This is a genomic window from Enterobacter sp. 18A13, assembly GCF_007035975.1.
In the GTDB taxonomy this organism is placed as follows: domain Bacteria; phylum Pseudomonadota; class Gammaproteobacteria; order Enterobacterales; family Enterobacteriaceae; genus Enterobacter; species Enterobacter vonholyi.
The window spans coordinates 588,616-604,615 of the sequence record NZ_AP019634.1 but is presented as its reverse complement, the minus strand read 5'-3'; the positions used below and the strand labels follow the sequence as shown (position 1 = coordinate 604,615).

17 protein-coding genes are annotated in these 16,000 nt (G+C 58.9%); 7 read left to right on the top strand and 10 right to left on the bottom strand.

The window, feature by feature from the left end:
* The first annotated feature begins 77 nt into the window (after positions 1 to 77).
* Genes FOY93_RS02895 through FOY93_RS02885 form a run of 3 tightly spaced genes read left to right on the top strand, consistent with a single transcriptional unit; the run spans position 78 to position 2,798 of the window.
* A complete protein-coding gene (locus tag FOY93_RS02895; RefSeq protein ID WP_133293721.1) occupies positions 78 to 821 on the top strand; it encodes a helix-turn-helix transcriptional regulator in 744 nt (247 codons plus the stop codon).
* Between the two features lie 48 nt (positions 822 to 869).
* Positions 870 to 1,523 carry a LysE family translocator gene (locus FOY93_RS02890; protein ID WP_133293720.1) on the top strand — a complete coding sequence of 218 codons (654 nt, stop codon included), beginning with the start codon at positions 870 to 872 and terminating at the stop codon, positions 1,521 to 1,523.
* A gap of 3 nt (positions 1,524 to 1,526) precedes the next feature.
* Entirely contained in the window at positions 1,527 to 2,798 is a 1,272-nt protein-coding gene (locus FOY93_RS02885) for a DUF445 domain-containing protein (protein ID WP_032660921.1), read from the top strand.
* Here the strand turns inward: FOY93_RS02885 and FOY93_RS02880 are convergent.
* From FOY93_RS02880 to FOY93_RS02850, 7 genes are all read right to left on the bottom strand, one after another.
* Positions 2,795 to 3,871, bottom strand: coding sequence for a DUF2955 domain-containing protein (locus tag FOY93_RS02880; protein WP_133293719.1), 1,077 nt, complete (start codon positions 3,869 to 3,871; stop codon positions 2,795 to 2,797). The two genes, FOY93_RS02885 and FOY93_RS02880, sit on opposite strands and share 4 nt — an antisense overlap.
* Entirely contained in the window at positions 3,861 to 4,928 is a 1,068-nt protein-coding gene (locus FOY93_RS02875) for an HlyD family secretion protein (RefSeq protein ID WP_133293718.1), read from the bottom strand. Before FOY93_RS02875 ends, FOY93_RS02880 begins: the two co-directional genes overlap by 11 nt.
* Positions 4,925 to 5,395: a MarR family winged helix-turn-helix transcriptional regulator gene (locus FOY93_RS02870; protein WP_136195663.1), complete on the bottom strand. Its 471-nt coding sequence runs from the start codon at positions 5,393 to 5,395 to the stop codon at positions 4,925 to 4,927. Before FOY93_RS02870 ends, FOY93_RS02875 begins: the two co-directional genes overlap by 4 nt.
* A 146-nt stretch (positions 5,396 to 5,541) precedes the next feature.
* Positions 5,542 to 6,237, bottom strand: a complete 696-nt coding sequence (locus FOY93_RS02865) for an ArsR/SmtB family transcription factor (protein WP_133293716.1) — start codon at positions 6,235 to 6,237, stop codon at positions 5,542 to 5,544.
* Positions 6,230 to 6,607, bottom strand: coding sequence for an amino acid-binding protein (locus FOY93_RS02860; RefSeq protein WP_133293715.1), 378 nt, complete (start codon positions 6,605 to 6,607; stop codon positions 6,230 to 6,232). The genes FOY93_RS02865 and FOY93_RS02860 overlap by 8 nt, the downstream gene beginning before the upstream one ends.
* Positions 6,600 to 6,923 carry an antibiotic biosynthesis monooxygenase family protein gene (locus FOY93_RS02855; RefSeq protein ID WP_033144543.1) on the bottom strand — a complete coding sequence of 108 codons (324 nt, stop codon included), beginning with the start codon at positions 6,921 to 6,923 and terminating at the stop codon, positions 6,600 to 6,602. Before FOY93_RS02855 ends, FOY93_RS02860 begins: the two co-directional genes overlap by 8 nt.
* Positions 6,924 to 6,998: 75 nt before the next feature.
* A complete protein-coding gene (locus tag FOY93_RS02850; RefSeq protein WP_133293714.1) occupies positions 6,999 to 8,414 on the bottom strand; it encodes an aldehyde dehydrogenase family protein in 1,416 nt (471 codons plus the stop codon).
* 100 nt (positions 8,415 to 8,514) lie between these two features.
* Between FOY93_RS02850 and FOY93_RS02845 the strand changes: the two genes are divergently transcribed.
* Positions 8,515 to 9,417 carry a LysR family transcriptional regulator gene (locus FOY93_RS02845; protein ID WP_143344616.1) on the top strand — a complete coding sequence of 301 codons (903 nt, stop codon included), beginning with the start codon at positions 8,515 to 8,517 and terminating at the stop codon, positions 9,415 to 9,417.
* Here the strand turns inward: FOY93_RS02845 and FOY93_RS02840 are convergent.
* A complete protein-coding gene (locus FOY93_RS02840; protein ID WP_133293712.1) occupies positions 9,404 to 9,883 on the bottom strand; it encodes a carboxymuconolactone decarboxylase family protein in 480 nt (159 codons plus the stop codon). The two genes, FOY93_RS02845 and FOY93_RS02840, sit on opposite strands and share 14 nt — an antisense overlap.
* 101 nt (positions 9,884 to 9,984) lie before the next feature.
* Here FOY93_RS02840 and pdxR point away from each other — a divergent pair, with 101 nt between their 5' ends.
* On the top strand, positions 9,985 to 11,373 hold the full coding sequence (gene pdxR, locus FOY93_RS02835; protein WP_136195665.1) for a MocR-like pyridoxine biosynthesis transcription factor PdxR: 1,389 nt from the start codon (positions 9,985 to 9,987) through the stop codon (positions 11,371 to 11,373).
* Between the two features lie 39 nt (positions 11,374 to 11,412).
* Here the strand turns inward: pdxR and FOY93_RS02830 are convergent, their stop codons facing one another.
* Entirely contained in the window at positions 11,413 to 11,574 is a 162-nt protein-coding gene (locus tag FOY93_RS02830) for a DUF1127 domain-containing protein (protein WP_045357378.1), read from the bottom strand.
* A gap of 176 nt (positions 11,575 to 11,750) precedes the next feature.
* On the opposite strand from FOY93_RS02830, the gene FOY93_RS02825 reads away from it, so the two are divergent.
* On the top strand, positions 11,751 to 13,169 hold the full coding sequence (locus FOY93_RS02825) for an aminotransferase-like domain-containing protein (protein ID WP_133293710.1): 1,419 nt from the start codon (positions 11,751 to 11,753) through the stop codon (positions 13,167 to 13,169).
* A gap of 61 nt (positions 13,170 to 13,230) precedes the next feature.
* On the opposite strand, the gene FOY93_RS02820 is transcribed toward FOY93_RS02825, so the two are convergent.
* The gene (locus FOY93_RS02820) at positions 13,231 to 14,352 is read right to left on the bottom strand and encodes a ribosomal protein uL16 3-hydroxylase (protein ID WP_143344615.1); all 1,122 of its coding nucleotides are present in this window, start codon (positions 14,350 to 14,352) and stop codon (positions 13,231 to 13,233) included.
* A gap of 331 nt (positions 14,353 to 14,683) precedes the next feature.
* On the opposite strand from FOY93_RS02820, the gene FOY93_RS02815 reads away from it, so the two are divergent.
* Positions 14,684 to 15,904, top strand: coding sequence for a VWA domain-containing protein (locus tag FOY93_RS02815; RefSeq protein ID WP_143344614.1), 1,221 nt, complete (start codon positions 14,684 to 14,686; stop codon positions 15,902 to 15,904).
* Positions 15,905 to 16,000 lie beyond the last annotated feature (96 nt).

Genomic DNA, 16,000 nt, shown 5'->3' with positions numbered 1-16,000 from the left:
ATATCCGGAAGGTTCTTAATGAAGCGCTGCCAGACGGTTCGCTGACGTGGTATAAAAAACGTCCAGAAGGAGTGCTTATGACCGATACCCGACACATCCGGCAGACTTTTCACCGCGCCTCAGGCCTTGAGCTGCGCAGCACGTGGCGGAGCACGCAGGCGTATAAACGCCATAGTCACCCTCAGCTCTCCATCGGCGCGATTGTGGAAGGCCAGACCTGCTGCGTGTGCCATAACAGAGAATACATCCTTAACCCCGGGGACCTCATTGTGATCCCGGCCTCTGCGCCGCACAGCTGCAACCCCGTCGCCGGGCAACCGCGCAGCTACCATATGCTCTATATCGACACCGATCTTCCTCTGGCGCTCCAGGTGATTCGCGACCCTACGCTCTTTAAGCGCTACCTTGATATTGTTGAGACGATGTCGCCTGCATCCGTGGATACGCTGCTTTCAGCCCTTCCCCGATGCGAGAAAAACGCAGATGCGCTTCGCTCAACCAGCCAGCACGTGCGGCAGGCGTTTCTTGCCGACCTGGCCGCACCGCCTTCCCTCGACGAGCTTGCCCAACGCTTCTCGCTGCGCAAGGAGACGCTGATCCGCACCTTCAGGCAGGACACCGGCCTGACGCCGGGCAGCTTCCTCAACATCTCCCGCGTGGAGTTCGCCAAAGCGCGGCTACGTGCCGGGGACGACATCGCCGACGTTGGCTACCAGAGCGGCTTTGCCGACCAGAGCCATTTTCATAAGACCTTTGTAAGCTATACCGCCGCCACGCCGCGCCAGTACGCTACGGGCCGATCAATATCCGACAATAAATAGCGTTTGCAGCGCCGTAGTCTGACCGCAGATTTTTAAACTGAGGTTGCTATGGAACTGTTCTTCCCTTCCGCTTTTCTCGCCCTGGCGCTGGCGCACTTTGTCGCCCTGCTAAGCCCGGGCCCGGATTTCTTCCTGCTGGTGGGCTACGCCGCGCGCTATCGGCTGCGCGGCAGCGCCGGAGTGTGCGTCGGTATCGCCGCGGGCAACGGGCTGTATATCTTACTGGTGATTATCGGCTGGAGCGCGCTGCGCCAGTTTACGTGGCTGTTTACGCTTATCGAGCTTTGCGGGGCGCTGTACCTGCTGTGGATAGGCTCGCATCTGGTGCGCAGCCAACCGCAGGCGCTTGCATTGAATGAAACCCGTCAGCATCGCCCCTCGCTGCGTAAGCAGATCTTGCTGGGGCTCGGCTCGGCGCTGCTTAATCCGAAGAACGCGCTGTTCTATCTGGCCCTGATGACGGCGCTACTGGGGCCGGACGTCACGCTGCTTCAGCAGGCGACCTGCGGCATCTGGATGGTAATGGTGGTGCTGGCGTGGGATCTGGCGCTGGTGTCGATGATGGGGCTATCGGCGGTGCAGCAAAAGCTCAGCCGTGCGCTGTGGCTGATAGAGCGCACGGCGGGCGTGGTGCTGATGGGGTTTGGCGGGTGGGTGCTGTGGCGATTTTTGCACTTTCCCCCCGCTTACCTCTATCCTTAACCCATGGAAAAAATAGCTGAACTCAAACGCGCCAAGCTGCTGGCGCTGTCGCTGCTGCTGGTTGCCGCCGCGGCCTTTATCACCACCCTGTTCCTACCGCAGACCTTCTGGGTGCGCGGCGTCAAGGCCATTGCCGAGGCGGCAATGGTCGGCGCGCTGGCTGACTGGTTTGCGGTGGTTGCGCTGTTCCGCCGGGTGCCCATTCCGTTTATCTCGCGCCATACGGCGATTATCCCGCGCAATAAAGACCGGATCGGCGACAATCTCGGCCAGTTTGTTCAGGAGAAGTTTCTGGATACCCAGTCGCTGGTGGCGTTGATCCGTCGCTATGAACCTGCGCAGATGATCGGCGCCTGGTTCAGCAAGCCCGACAACGCTCAGCGCGTCGGGCTGCACTTGATGCAGGTGATGAGCGGTTTTCTCGAACTGACCGACGACGGGCGCATTCAGCGCCTGCTCAAACGCGCTGTGCATAAGGCCATTGATAAGGTCGATTTCACTGAAACCAGCGCCGTGATGCTGGAGAGCATGACCAAAAACAACCGCCATCAGGTGCTGCTCGACGCCATCATCAATCGCCTGATTACCCTGATTCAGCGGGAAAGCACGCGGGACTTTATTGCCGATCAGATTGTCCACTGGCTGAAGACCGAGCATCCACGCAAGGCGATGGTGCTGCCCACCGAGTGGCTGGGCGATCAGAGCGCGGAGATGGTGTCGAACGCGGTGAATACGCTGCTGGACGATATCAGCCACGACCGCACGCACCAGATCCGTCAGGCATTCGACCGCGCCACGCTGAAGCTTATCGACAATCTGAAAAACGATCCGGAGATGGCGGCAAAAGCCGACAACATCAAGCACTACCTGAAAAACGATGAGGCGTTTAACCGCTATCTGGGCGAGATGTGGGCCGATCTGCGCCAGTGGCTGAAGGCAGATATGCAGAGTGAAGATTCGCGCGTGAAGCAGCGCATCGCCAACGCCGGGCTGTGGTTTGGCGAAACGCTGTCTAACGACGCCAGCCTGCGGGCATCGCTGAACGAGCATCTGGAGCAGGCCGCACACCGCCTCGCGCCGGACTTCGCGGCGTTTCTGACCCGCCACATCAGCGACACGGTGAAAAGCTGGGACGCCAAAGACATGTCACGCCAGATTGAGCTGAACATTGGCAAGGATCTGCAGTTTATCCGCGTCAACGGAACCCTGGTGGGCGGGACGATTGGCCTGATCCTGTTTTTACTCTCGCAGCTGCCTGCCGTGCTGGGGCATTAATCTGCTTTTGGCGGCGCGATGACGTAGCGGGTCGCCTCGAAGCGGTTGAGGATCAGGTGCATCAGAAAGACCATCGTCAGCGTCGCCACCAGCGAAAAGGTGACAGAGGTGATGCGGTACAGATCGCTGAACACCAGGTCAGTGTCAGGGTGCATGTTCTGCCCGAACATAATGCCGATGGTGGTGATGCTGGAAAAGCCCACGCCCGCCCCCACCTTTTCCATCACGTGGAGTCGTGCGCCAAACGCCAGCCCGAGGCCAATCAGCGGCATCATCAGCAGCATATGGCTGCTGTGATCGTAGAGTATTAGCTGCACCACCAGAATGTAGAGACAGCCCAGCACCACGCCGACCACGCGCCAGATCGAGCTCATCACCGAACCTCGGTAGTGCATTGGGAACAGAATCAAAATCCCCGCCATCAGCGCCGAAAGCGAATCGCTTAAGTCGCTAATCTGGAACACGACGAAAATCAGCGTCGCGACGGTGCCGGAGAGCAGCGACTCGTGGCGCACCCGGGCGTCGTCTTTCTCAATCAGCGGCGGCGGCTTGCGGGGCTCCACGTCCGGCAGGAGATAGTTCATCAGCGCGCTCAGGCACACCGCCATGACGCTCGCCTCGATGTTGGAAAACAGCAGCGTGTGCCAGTTGGTAGTGGGGTAGCTCATAAAGTTGAGCATCACGCTCTGGCACACCACGCCCATTGAGCCAAACAGGAACAGCGGCCCCTTGCTCATAAAGCGAAAGCGCATCACGTACAGGGCAAAAACCACCAGCGTCATGATTACCGGCCATTGCGACAGATAGCCGATAATGAAGATCATTTCGACGCAGTTAAGCGCGGCGCTGAAGATAAACTGCTTCGCCACGTGGCGATTAAAGACCGGCACCAGCGACAGCAGCATGATCGGATAGACCACAAAAAACACGCCGTAGCTGGTGTTGTAAAAGCTGGAGATGCTCAGCGCAATCATCCCGGCAAAGACGATGCGCAGGGTCTGGCGAAAGTCGTTTGCCGTGTAGACGATGTTGCCGTGCGGGGTAAAGACCCGCGCAAGGGTGCTAATAGACATAGTGAAGCAGGCTCACCAGGTGGATTTGCATCCCGGAGAAGAAGCGCGCAAACGGCCCTTCGCTGTTGTAGAGCTGTACGGTCGCGCGGGCGCCGGTCGGCAGATACTTCGGCAATTCTTCGTCCAGCGCGACGTGAATGCGCATGCGCTGGGCGTCGCGCACCCAGCGGTTGGAGGTTTCCGGTTCGGACAGTTGACCGTTAACGGCCTCCTGACCCGCCAGGATCCCCGCGTCGCTGCTGGTGACGTGGGCGCGGAAAACGCGCCCCGGGAAGGCGTCAAACACCACGGCCGCATCGGTGCCCTGATGGGTATGGCGCAGGCTCTTCTCACGGAAATCGGCCACGATATCGGTCTGGTTGTTCACCAGTGCCAGCGCGGCGGAACCGGAGGAAGCGTAGAAGCCGGGGCTCAGCTGCAGGTTACTGACCGTGCCGTCCGCCTGGGCGTAGACCTTCGTCCAGCCGAGGTTCAGCTCAGCGTCATCCAGCGCGTTGCGGTATTTTTGCAGCGTCACGTTGCGGTGTTCTTCGCGCTCACCACGCTGGATGCGCAGGTTGCGGATGTTGGCCTGAATCGTGCTGACGGACTGCTCGCTGCTCTGCCAGGTGGTGCGAACCTTATCCAGATCCGCCTGCGAGACGTTCTGCAGCGTGCTCAGCTTCTGGTAGCGGTCAAAGGTCACTTTGTCGTTACGCGCGGTCAGCACGGCGGTTTTCAGGCTGGCCTGCGCGGCGGCGATCTGCGCATCCAGCTGTTCGTTAGACAGGCGAGCCTGCTCGAGCGCGATTTGCGCCGCTTCCACCTTATTGCGAAACGGCGTGTCGTCGAGTTCAAACAGCAGATCGCCTTTCTTCACCTGGCTGTTGTTATGGACATGTACCGCCGCCACGTAGCCGGAGACGCGCGGAGACACCGGCGTCACAACGCGCATCACGGTGGAGTCCGGCGTCAGCGGGATCCAGATATCCGCGACGATAAAGTAGACAAACATCAGCAGGAAAGAGGCAATACTCACCCTTACCCAGCGGGCAAACTTTTGTTCAGGGGTCATTATTTTTCGATCTTGTTATCTTCTTCGCGGATTGTCCGCAAATTGCAGGCGATTTGATTCAACGTGGCGCTGAAAATATCGAGATGTTCCGGCGCGATGTTTTGCGATACGCGCGCCTGATACGTCTCAATCACCTGAGTGAGCCTTTGTAACAGGGCTTTTCCCTCAGGCGTCAGCGTCAGAAGCCGGATGCGCTTGTCATAAGGCGATGTGGTGCGCAGCAGGTAACCCTGCTTTTCCAGCTGTGTCAGGGTGCGCATCAGCGGCGGCAGTTCAATGCCCTGCACCTCCGCCAGCTCACTCATTGAGACGTTATCCCCGAGCTGATGAAGCTGCATCATCACCGTCCAGCTCGACTGGGTTAAACCGGTATCGAGAATGGCGTCGTCGATGACGGCACGCCACTGGCGCACGATCATCGCCATCCGCATGCCCATCGGCCTTCGACAGAACAGTTCTTCTTCTCTCATGGGGAAACCTCTCGTCACACGCGGTCAAGATAATAGTTATCAGGGTAAGTATCAAGAAACGAGAGGCAAAAGCGCAGGAATTGCGAAAGGTGTTACTGGAGGCGATGTACGCGTAGGCCCGGTAAGCGCAGCGCCACCGGGCGTTTTTAGCGGCTAAAAAACCTCTTTACAGCGGCCTTCCCCGACGCCGTCACCACCACCTCCCGATACCCCGCCACCCGCTGTATCCAGCCTTTGCTTTCCATGTGGATGAGCAACGCAGCCCCCGCCTCACCGCCGAGATGAAACCGCCGCTCGCTCCAGTCCAGGCAGGCGCAGCAGGCCTTCCGGCGCGGGTGATCGCTTAACGAAACGCCAAGCGCCAGGAACTGCTCCCGGCCATACAGCGTGAGCGCTGAACCGTCTGCCTCCAGCCAGCTTTCCGCCTGCATGAAATCATAGATCTGCACCGCCACCGTACCGGCAAGATGGTCGTAGCAGGTCCGGGCTTCACGCATGGCTTTCGGCGCGGTGGTTTCCGGCGGGGTAATACGGCTCCAGGAAAGCCCCATCATTTGCTCCACCAGCGCCGCCACGTCGTGCCCGGCAAGACGATAATAGCGATGCCGCCCTTGCGACAGGCAGGTAATTAGCTGACCTTCAACCAGCCGGGCGAGATGCCCGCTGGCGGTCGACGGGGCGACGTCTGCCGCCGCACTCAGTTCGGTGGCCGTCCACGCCCGCCCGTCCATTAGCGCACAGAGCATCTTCACGCGCGACGGATCGGCCATGGCAGCCGCCACCGCGGCAATCGCCTTTTCCAGCATCGCGCTGTTATCGGGGGGTAAACTCGTCTTAAGCATGGGCCGCCCAGGGTTCGGTGATCTCTGCGGCCAGCTTATCATCATCCGTCAGCAGAATAAGGTGATTCGCATGGTCGCTGTACTGAGTCAGGATAGACACGCCGCGTGCCGCCAGCGCCGCCGCGATTTCACCCAGCTCACCGGGGCGTTCCTGCTTAAGCTTTCTGATCACCGGCTGTCGCACCGCCTGTACGGTAAACCCGGCGTCGAGCAGCGCGCGTCGCGCTTTTTCCCCGTCTTCCACCAGGAAATGGGCATGTGTACCAAATACGCCACCGCCCTCCAGCCCCACGCCGTTGCGGCCCAGCAGCTGTCCAAACCGCGCCAGTTCACCCGGGGTATCGCGAAAAATGACATGAACGTCATACATCGGCATGCCCTCCGGTTTCGGAACTGTATTCCCGCACCAACTGCGCCACCCGGATGCGGTAGTACGCAAAAATTGACTCACGCCCTTCGGCCTGCGCCGCCTGATGAAAGACGTTCTGCTTCCAGCGGCGGACGGCCTCTTCATCCCGCCACCAGGAAAGGGACAGGATTTTGCCGTCGGTGGTCAGGCTCTGGAACCGTTCGATATCAATAAAGCCGTCGATGTCCGCCAGCAGCGGCTTAAGCTCTGCGGCAAGCTGAAGATAGCGCGCCTGATGGGCAGGCGCGGCTTTAGCTTCGAAAATGACTGCGATCATGGTTTTCTCTCCGTTGCGATGTTGGGGAGAGCATGCGGGATGGAAAAGCACAATGCTTCGGTAAAGAGCGAAGTTTTAGCCCACAATCGACCTCGGCTCCATAAACGCCCGAATTCCCCACTCGCCCATCTCGCGCCCCAAACCGGAGTGCTTGAAGCCACCGAATGGTGCTTTCGGTTCATGAGCCAGGGTGTTCACCAGCACGCGACCGGAAACAATCTGCTGCGCCACGCGTCGCGCGCGGTTTACATCACTACCCAGCACCATCGCGCTCAGGCCGTAGTCGGTGTCGTTGGCAATGGCGATCGCCTCCGCCTCGTCACGATAGGGGATCACGCACAGCACCGGGCCGAAAATCTCGTCACGGGCAATCGTCATCCGGTTGTTCACGTCGGCAAACAGCGTCGGACGCACGAACCAGCCGTCCCGCGTGCCTTCCGGTCGCCCTTCACCGCCCGCCAGCAGGCGTGCCCCCTCTTCGATACCTTTCCGGATATAGCCCTGCACCCGCAGCCACTGCTTTTCGCTGACCATGGGGCCGACGTCCGTTGCGCTATCGCGCGGGCCGCCGGATTTCACCGCCGCCACGGCCTGCGCCAGCGCGGTTTCGATCTCTGCCTTGCGCGCCTGCGGCACCAGAATGCGCGTTCCGGCCACGCACGCCTGCCCGCTGTTCATAAACCCGGCCTGGATCGCCAGCGGGATCGCCTGCGCGAGATCCACATCATCCAGCAGGATCGTCGGCGATTTACCGCCCAACTCCAGCGTCACGCGCTTAAAGCTTTCCGCCGCGTTACGCAGGATCGCCTTACCGGTATTCGTGGAGCCGGTGAACGAGATTTTTGCCACGTTCGGATGACGGCTAATCGTTTCGCCTACCGTCTCGCCGCGTCCGGTGACGATATTAAATACCCCTGGCGGTAATTCAGCATCGCGCAGCGCTTCGGTGACAATCTGCGTTTGCAAGGCGCTCATTTCGCTCGGCTTGATCACCGCCGTGCAGCCCGCAGCCATCGCGGCTGCCAGCTTGCCGCAGATAAAGCCCGCGTCGCTGTTCCAGGGCGTAATCAACCCGGCCACCCCAAGCGGCGTCATCTGCACCGTCGCTGCACCTGCGGGGGTGACAAACTCAAACGCCTCCAGCGCCTCGATGGCCTGAGCAATCACCTCCGCCGGATAGCTGGCCATCCACGCCGAGCGCGAGGCGGGCGCGCCGTACTCTTCAATGACCGCTTCCAGCAGATCGTCGTGGCGAGCGGCCACGGCGGCGTGCATGCGCTTCAGCGCGGTGATGCGTTCCTGTTTTGTGGTCTGCGACCACGCCGGAAACGCCGCTTTTGCCGCCGCAATGGCGCGCGTTGCGTCAACCTCATCCGCCAGACGAACCTGGCCGATGACCTGCGCCGTCGCCGGATTGTACAAATCAAACCACTCGGTACCGTGCGGGGTAACAAACTCGCCGTTAATAAAGATCTGTTCGATGGTGTGCATATAAACCTCCTCAGGCTGTGTGAGCCCAGTCTGTCACGGCTTCTCCGTTGCGATAATCCACGCTATGCTGCAAGGGTTGTTTCGATTTTCAGGATAATCTATGCATCGTTCAGGTCTGACAGAGCTGGAAGTAGTGATGGCGGTGGTGCGGCGCGGCAGTTTTCGCGGCGCGGCACAGGAGCTGGGGATGTCCGCCACGGCGGTCAGCAACGCCATCGCCGGGCTGGAAAGCCGCCTTGAGACGCGACTTTTCAACCGCACCACCCGCAGCGTGGCCCTCACCGACGCCGGGCAACGGTACGTGGCGCGTATCGGCCCTGCCCTGCAGGAGATCCGTCTCGCCAGCGAGGAGATCCACAGCGACACCGGGGAACCCGCCGGTACGCTACGGCTGAACGTGCCGAACCATATCGGCACGCTGTTTCTGAACCAGTTGCTGATCGACTTCATGATCCGCTACCCGAAGATGCGCGTAGAGACCGTCAGCGAAGCGCGAATGATCGACATCGTCGCGGAAGGCTATGATGCGGGGATCCGCCTCGAAGAGTCCGTCCCGCAGGACATGATCGCCGTGCCGCTGACCGGTGAGATCCGCCAGCTCGTCACCGCCACGCCGGACTATTTCGCCCGTCACGGCATACCCGAAACGCCGGACGATCTGCTTTCACACCAGGGGATCGGCATGCGCATGGCCCACGGCGGGATCTACCGCTGGGAGCTGGCGCGTCGGGGGGAAACGTACGCCCTTGCCGTGCCGCCGCGCTTTGCGACGTCCGATCTTTTTGCCTCGATCCGCGCCGTGAAAGCAGGATTAGGGGTGGGATTTTTGCCGGAACTCTATATTCGGGACGAGCTGAAAAGCGGGGAACTGGTGAGCGTCTTAAACGACTGGGCGCAGCCGTTTGCCGGGCTGCGCCTGTACTACCCCGGCCATCGCCACGTCCCGCCGGGACTGCGGGCGCTGGTGGCGATGATCCGCGAGCGCGGAATTATTCCAGGTTAGCCTTGTTCAGCCCGTACGCCGCGTCCAGCGCGCCGGGCGCCATGCGGGAGGTGATCCCCAGACGGTTCCAGGCGTTGATCGCCACGATGGCGAAGTTCAGCTCTGAAATCTCGACATCCGAGAAGTGCTCCGCCACGCTGCGGTACAGCGCATCGCTTACGCCGTGAACGCTAATCTGGGTCAGCGCTTCGGTGAACGCCAGCGCCGCTTTCTCGCGGGCGCTGAACAGCGGGGACTCGCGCCAGGCCGCCAGATGGTACAGGCGCAGCTCGCGCTCGCCGGCGATTTTGGCCTCTTTTGAGTGCATATCCAGACAGAACGTACAGCCGTTCAGCTGCGACACGCGAATGTCAATCAGGTGTTTCAGCGCCGGGTCGATGGAGGTTTTTGCCACCTCCATGCTCAGGGCAGACAGCGCGTTGGCGAGGACAGGTGTAACTTTATGGTGGTTAACGCGAGTGCTCATTGTCTTTCCTCTTTTTGTGCGGCATGTGCCGTGCGATGAGGCAAATCTACGCCGTTCATGACATAGTAAAAAGATACAAAAAGCGTGAAATGAGGTAGGACATGAAGCCGGGCTATCACGAGATTTATTCCCGCTACCGCGATAACATCATGCGCGGCGTGCTGAAGCCGGGCGATAAGGTGCCTGCCATCCGCGTGCTGGCCGAAGAGCTGAAGGTGGCGCGTAAAACCGTCGAAACGGCGTATGCCATTCTGACGGGCGAAGGGTATCTGGTGAGCCAGGGGGCGCGCGGTACGCGGGTTAACCCGGACTTACTGTTGCCGGACAAGACAGCCCCCGCGGAACAGCCCACCGGCACGCTTCCGGCATCGCTCATCAGCCAGCGCGAGCGGGCGGGGTTTCTGCGCCCCGGCATCCCGGCCCTCGACAGCTTTCCATATAAAAAATGGCTGCTGCTGGCGGGCCAGGCGACGCGGGCCATGCGTCAGGAGGAGATGCTCAACCCGCCCGTTCTGGGCTGGTATCCGCTGCGCCAGGCCATCGCCAGCTATCTCAACATTTCGCGCGGGCTGTCCTGCAGCGCCGAACAGGTGCTGATCACCAGCGGCTACAGCGGTAGCCTGCGGCTGATCCTCGACACCCTAGCCAGCCGCAGCGACAAGGTATTGTTTGAAGATCCGGGCTATTTTATGGGCCAGCAGCTGCTCAAGCGGATCGTGCCGCGCCTGCACACCGTGCCGGTCGATCGCTGCGGCATCGATACGGACTACCTGCTCCACCACCATCGCGACGCACGTTTTGCCATCGTCACCCCGTCGCATCAGAGCCCGCTGGCGGTGACGCTCTCCCTGCCGCGCAAGCAGCAGCTGCTCGACTGGGCCAGCCAGAACGAGGCGTGGATCATCGAAGACGATTACGACGGAGAATTCCACTACACCCGCAAGGTGCTGCCGTCGCTGAAAAGCCTCGACCAGCACGACCGGGTGATTTTTATGGGCACCTTCAGTAAAACCATCATGCCGTCGCTGCGCATGGGCTACGTGGTGATGCCCGCCAGCACCGTCGGGGCCTTTACCGACTGCGCGGACATCACCACCAGCGGCCAGCCGGTGCTGACGCAAAAGATCCTCACCGCGTTTCTCAACGAAGGGCACTTTTTCCGTCACCTGAAAAAGATGCGCGCGCTGTATCAGACCCGCCGCGACTGGATGATTGCCGCCCTGCAGGAGGTGTATGGCGATCTGTTTTTCACCGAGCAAAACGACGGCGGGATGCATATCGTGGCGTTCCTGACCAAAGGAAGCCGTGACCGGGAAGTGGCGCGCTGCTGGCAGGAACAGCAGCTGCAGGTCAATGCGCTCTCGGAGTGGTATCGCGGGTCGGGCAAACGCTACGGACTGGTGATGGGCTATAACAACGTGCGGTCGTATCAGGAGGCGCTGGATTTACTGGAAAGGCCGAAGCGGCAGACGTTTGAGCTGTTGCGCTGAACATCGCCGGGTGCGGCTGCGCCTTACCCGGCCAGGGGTTTAAATATCATTGCGGGATAAACCAACGTCCTTCAGCTGCTCGTCGCTCATCTGGCTCAGGATGCGGCGGGTACGGTTGATGCGATACCAGTTGCAGATCGTTTTTCCGATCCAGACAAACACGACGAACGGACGTTTTGAACGATTCTCGTAAAATTCCATGATGCTCTCCTCACTGTGCCAGTGGGGTTATCATTCCGGAAATCCACCCGTGCAATACAGATGCAAAAACAGCTTTTGTTTAACATACAGATCCGCTAAAACAGTATCTGCATGCCAATTTTCGCAGCAATCTGTACTGGTTTTATAATCTGTATGGTGAAAACAAAGGATACAGCATGACGCGCTATCAACATCTCGCCAACCTTCTGGCAGAACGCATTCAACAAGGTCTGTATCGCAGCGGCGAACGTCTGCCGTCGGTGCGTGCGCTGAGCCAGGAGCACGGCGTGAGCATCAGCACCATACAGCAGGCCTACCAGATCCTCGAAAACCTCCAGTTGATAACCCCTCAGCCGCGCTCCGGCTATTTTGTCTCGCCGCGCAAGGCCCAGCCGCCCGTACCGGCAATGACGCGCCCGGTGCAGCGCCCGGTGGACGTTACCCAGTGGGATGAGGTGATGATGCTGCTGGACGCCCGCGCCGACAAAGAGATGATCTCCTTTGGCGGCGGTTCGCCGGACATTAACCAGCCGAGCCTGAAGCCCCTGTGGCGCGAGATGAGCCGCATCGCGCAGCATAACCCCGGTGAGATGCTGAGCTATGACGTGCTCGACGGGCGCCTGGAGCTGCGCGAGCAGATCGCGCGCCTGATGCTGGACGGCGGCTCTACCGTCTCGGCAAGCGACATTGTGATTACCAACGGCTGCCACGGTGCGCTATCAATCGCCCTGCTCTCGGTATGCAAACCTGGAGATATCGTGGCGGTGGAATCGCCGTCGTTTCACGGCACCATGCAGATGCTGCGCGGGTTTGACATCAAGGCGATTGAAATTCCTACCGACTCTGAAACCGGGATCAGCATCGAAGCGTTAGAGCTGGCGCTGGAGCAGTGGCCAATCAAGGCGGTGATTCTGGTGCCCAACTGCAATAACCCGCTCGGGTTTATCATGCCGGAGGCGCGGAAAAAGCAGGTGCTGGCCCTCGCCCAGCGGCACGATATCGTGATTGTTGAGGATGACATTTACGGCGAGCTGGCAGCGGAGTACCCGCGCCCGCGCACCATTCATTCGATGGATATCGACGGCCGCGTGATCCTCTGCAGCTCGTTTACCAAAACCGTGGCGCCGGGCCTGCGCGTCGGCTGGATTGTACCAGGACGCTACTACGACCGGGTGATGCACATGAAATACGCCGCCGGCGGGTTTAACGTGCCGGGCACGCAGATGGCGGTGGCGGCGTTTATTCGCGACGGTCATTACCATCGCCACGTGCGCCGCATGCGCCAGATTTATCAGCAGAATATGGAAACCTACACCTGCTGGGTACGGCAGTATTTTCCGGCAGAGATTTGCGTCACGCGCCCGCAGGGTAGCTTCCTGCTGTGGATTGAGCTGCCGGAGAAGGTCGACATGGTGTGCGTCAGCAAGCAGCTGTGCCGGCTGAAGATCCAGGCCGCGGCCGGGTCGTTGTTTTCCGCCTCAGGGAAGTACCGCAACTGCCTGCGGATCAACGTGGCGCTGCCGCCGACGGAGAAAAACCGCGAGGCGCTGAAGAAGCTGGGTGAAGCGATTGTGATTGCGATGGAGGAGGGCTAGTGCGGCCTGATGCCCTCACCCCGCCCCTCTCCCACAGGGAGAGGGAGAAAACCGTGCCGCACTACTCGTCGAAGTACCAGTATCCCTGGTGAATCAGCCCGGTAAGCTCTTCAACAAACGCCGGGTTTTTCAGCGCATCGCCCAGCTCGGCCTGGCCGAGTTCCGTGTAGCGGCACAGCGCATCCGCCGCCTTCGCGTCTACCGTCTCCAGCTGTTCGCTGTTGATAAAGAAGCTGCCGTTGACGTTCAGCACGCGCAGGCCGCTCAGGCGAGACAGCGTTTCGCCGCCCTGCAGCGCGTCCAGCACCTCTTCCGGCGCGTAAGGCGGCTCGGCGGCGGCGATATCCAGCTCGTGACGCGGCGTGGAGACAAAGCTGCCGAACCATTTTGTGAAATCATCAGGCTTGCCGATCATGTCGATCATCATCTGACGAATGCGATCGAGCTCGTACTGCTCCACGCGGCCCGGGTGTTCGCGGCAGGTCAGATCCGGATCGCTGTAGTGCTCGCCGCCCAGATCGTTCTCCAGCGCGTAGTCGGCGAAGCTGCTGATCAGATCGCGGCCGTTCGGCCCGCGGAAGCCGATGGAGTAGTTGAGCGCCGTTTCATGGGTAAAGCCGTCGTGCGGGAATCCTGGCGGGATGTAGAGGATATCGCCCGGGGCCAGATCTTCGTCAATAATCGGCTCGAACGGATCCACATGCAGCAGTGCCGGATGCGGGCAGAACTGACGCATCGGCAGCTTGTCGCCCACGCGCCAGCGGCGGCTGCCCATCCCCTGAATGATAAACACGTCGTACTGATCGATATGCGGACCCACGCCGCCGCCGGGCACGGAGAAGGAGATCATCAGGTCGTCCAGACGCCAGTCCGGCAGAACGCGGAACGGACGCACCAGCTCCGCGGCGGGCATATGCCAGTGGTTCACCGCCTGCGCCAGCAGCGACCAGCCGGTTTCGCCCAGATCGTCGAAGTGCTCAAACGGACCGTTGCTGGCCTGCCATTTACCGTTGAAATGGCTTACCAGACGGCTATCGACCTCCGGCTCCATCGCCAGACCCGCCAGCTCGTCCGGTGTAATCGGGTCGACAAAATTCGGGAAGGCATTTTTCAGCACAACGGGTTGTTTTTGCCAGTATTTCTCAAGAAATTCCGGCCAGTTCAGGTTCAATTGATACGCCATGGGTAGCACCAGTGAGAAGGGAAACAGGCGCGATTATGGTGGAGGGCGTGGAGGGCTGCTTTGTCGTGGGTCAAGCGCAGATGATTTGCCTGCCACGCGCGTGTTGGCAATGATAAACCTGGTCATTAGGTGAAGTGGTATTAAAGTAAAACTTAAATGATAATTTTTCCTGAACCTTTTCCCCTGTCCGATGTTTACTTTTACTCAAAACATCTTACCTCTTAAAACTGGTAGTTTTTTAATTTTAAGAACAAGATTAGTATTAGAGATTGTCATTATTTATATTTAGCTCTAAGCTATTTTCTTTTGCATACCTGGCTCATTAAAGGCAATGATTAGAATCACAAGGACCGTTGAGAGCGAACATTGCTTACAAGAATATATTTCAACGTTTTCTGTCGTAAATAATCTTATTGACCGACACCTTTCTAAAACTTATCTAAATCTTTTTGCCCGCCCTCAGCAGGCTGAAGATGGTGCGGTTGAATGGTATAGCGAAATAAATGGTAAACCCCAACGCTTTAACGCTTTAAACGTCGTTGAGCGAGACAAAATCGCCATACTCCTCTCACAAAAGCTGGCGGCACTCACTCAACTTCATCAAACACTCTCGACTAGCGCGCAGACTTCTCCCGAAACACTGCAGTTACTGGCAAAAATAGCCATACAGCCCTCACCAGAAAGAATATGGATCGTTGACGGTCAGCCTGTGATTACAGGCTGGGACATCATGCCGGCAACTAAGTTGCCGGCAGAACAGCTGCCTAAAAAGCGTGGGTGGTTATGGCTGGGGCTTTTAGCGCTGGCTCTGCTTCTGGCTCTTGTTCTCCTGCGCGGCTGCTGGCCGACTGTCAAAGTAGTCACTCCTGCCGTTTCTCCCGTCCAGCCAGCCCCTGAGCATCAGGTCAAAATGCTCTGCCCGGCACAGCGGACAAAACAGCAGGCACCTGAAATGGTTATTATTTTTGATGCTTCTGGCTCTATGGCCATGAGCATGGATGCCACACCAGAAGAGATAATGCGGTGGATGCAGGATAAACCTGTACCCGGTATCGATCGTGAACCTCGCCGCATTACGCTCGCGCATCAATCCGCTAAACACATTATCGATGACGTGCCAAATGACATGGACATTAGCCTTATTGCCGCAGCTAACTGCCACCAGGTGAGCGCAACTCCGGCTTTCCTGCCGGAACAACGCGCTGAGCTAAAAAAGTTAATTGATAAAATCCAGCCGGTGGGTAAAACCGCTCTGGCAGAGGCGTTAGAAGAGGCGGGGAAACGAGTTAATGGCGTTGACCGTGATGCCATAATTCTACTGGTGACGGATGGGGAAGAGACATGCGGAGGCTCGCCTTGCGATGTCGCGCTTGAGCTAAAAAAACGTAAGCCCCGATTACAGGTCAATGTTGTCGATATCATGAATACCGGCGCCGGAAACTGTATTGCCAGCAATACAGGTGGAAAGGTATTTGCTGTCAATAATACGCAGGAATTTAATAAGATGATGAACAACGCCGTGAAGGAATATATACCGCAGGGTTGTGACTAACACATTAGAGAAAATGAATACATTGCCAGAAATATAGTTTCACAGCGAAACTTTTTTTGCGGTAATCGGATATGCGCACGTCCCAATAATAAGTTT

Coding starts and splice junctions, on each gene's coding strand:
- FOY93_RS02895 (WP_133293721.1), top strand. CDS start 78: ATGACCGATACCCGACACATCCGGCAGACTTTTCACCGCGCCTCAGGC.
- FOY93_RS02890 (WP_133293720.1), top strand. CDS start 870: ATGGAACTGTTCTTCCCTTCCGCTTTTCTCGCCCTGGCGCTGGCGCAC.
- FOY93_RS02885 (WP_032660921.1), top strand. CDS start 1,527: ATGGAAAAAATAGCTGAACTCAAACGCGCCAAGCTGCTGGCGCTGTCG.
- FOY93_RS02880 (WP_133293719.1), bottom strand. CDS start 3,871: ATGTCTATTAGCACCCTTGCGCGGGTCTTTACCCCGCACGGCAACATC.
- FOY93_RS02870 (WP_136195663.1), bottom strand. CDS start 5,395: ATGAGAGAAGAAGAACTGTTCTGTCGAAGGCCGATGGGCATGCGGATG.
- FOY93_RS02865 (WP_133293716.1), bottom strand. CDS start 6,237: ATGCTTAAGACGAGTTTACCCCCCGATAACAGCGCGATGCTGGAAAAG.
- FOY93_RS02860 (WP_133293715.1), bottom strand. CDS start 6,607: ATGTATGACGTTCATGTCATTTTTCGCGATACCCCGGGTGAACTGGCG.
- FOY93_RS02855 (WP_033144543.1), bottom strand. CDS start 6,923: ATGATCGCAGTCATTTTCGAAGCTAAAGCCGCGCCTGCCCATCAGGCG.
- FOY93_RS02850 (WP_133293714.1), bottom strand. CDS start 8,414: ATGCACACCATCGAACAGATCTTTATTAACGGCGAGTTTGTTACCCCG.
- FOY93_RS02845 (WP_143344616.1), top strand. CDS start 8,515: ATGCATCGTTCAGGTCTGACAGAGCTGGAAGTAGTGATGGCGGTGGTG.
- FOY93_RS02840 (WP_133293712.1), bottom strand. CDS start 9,883: ATGAGCACTCGCGTTAACCACCATAAAGTTACACCTGTCCTCGCCAAC.
- pdxR (WP_136195665.1), top strand. CDS start 9,985: ATGAAGCCGGGCTATCACGAGATTTATTCCCGCTACCGCGATAACATC.
- FOY93_RS02830 (WP_045357378.1), bottom strand. CDS start 11,574: ATGGAATTTTACGAGAATCGTTCAAAACGTCCGTTCGTCGTGTTTGTC.
- FOY93_RS02825 (WP_133293710.1), top strand. CDS start 11,751: ATGACGCGCTATCAACATCTCGCCAACCTTCTGGCAGAACGCATTCAA.
- FOY93_RS02820 (WP_143344615.1), bottom strand. CDS start 14,352: ATGGCGTATCAATTGAACCTGAACTGGCCGGAATTTCTTGAGAAATAC.
- FOY93_RS02815 (WP_143344614.1), top strand. CDS start 14,684: ATGATTAGAATCACAAGGACCGTTGAGAGCGAACATTGCTTACAAGAA.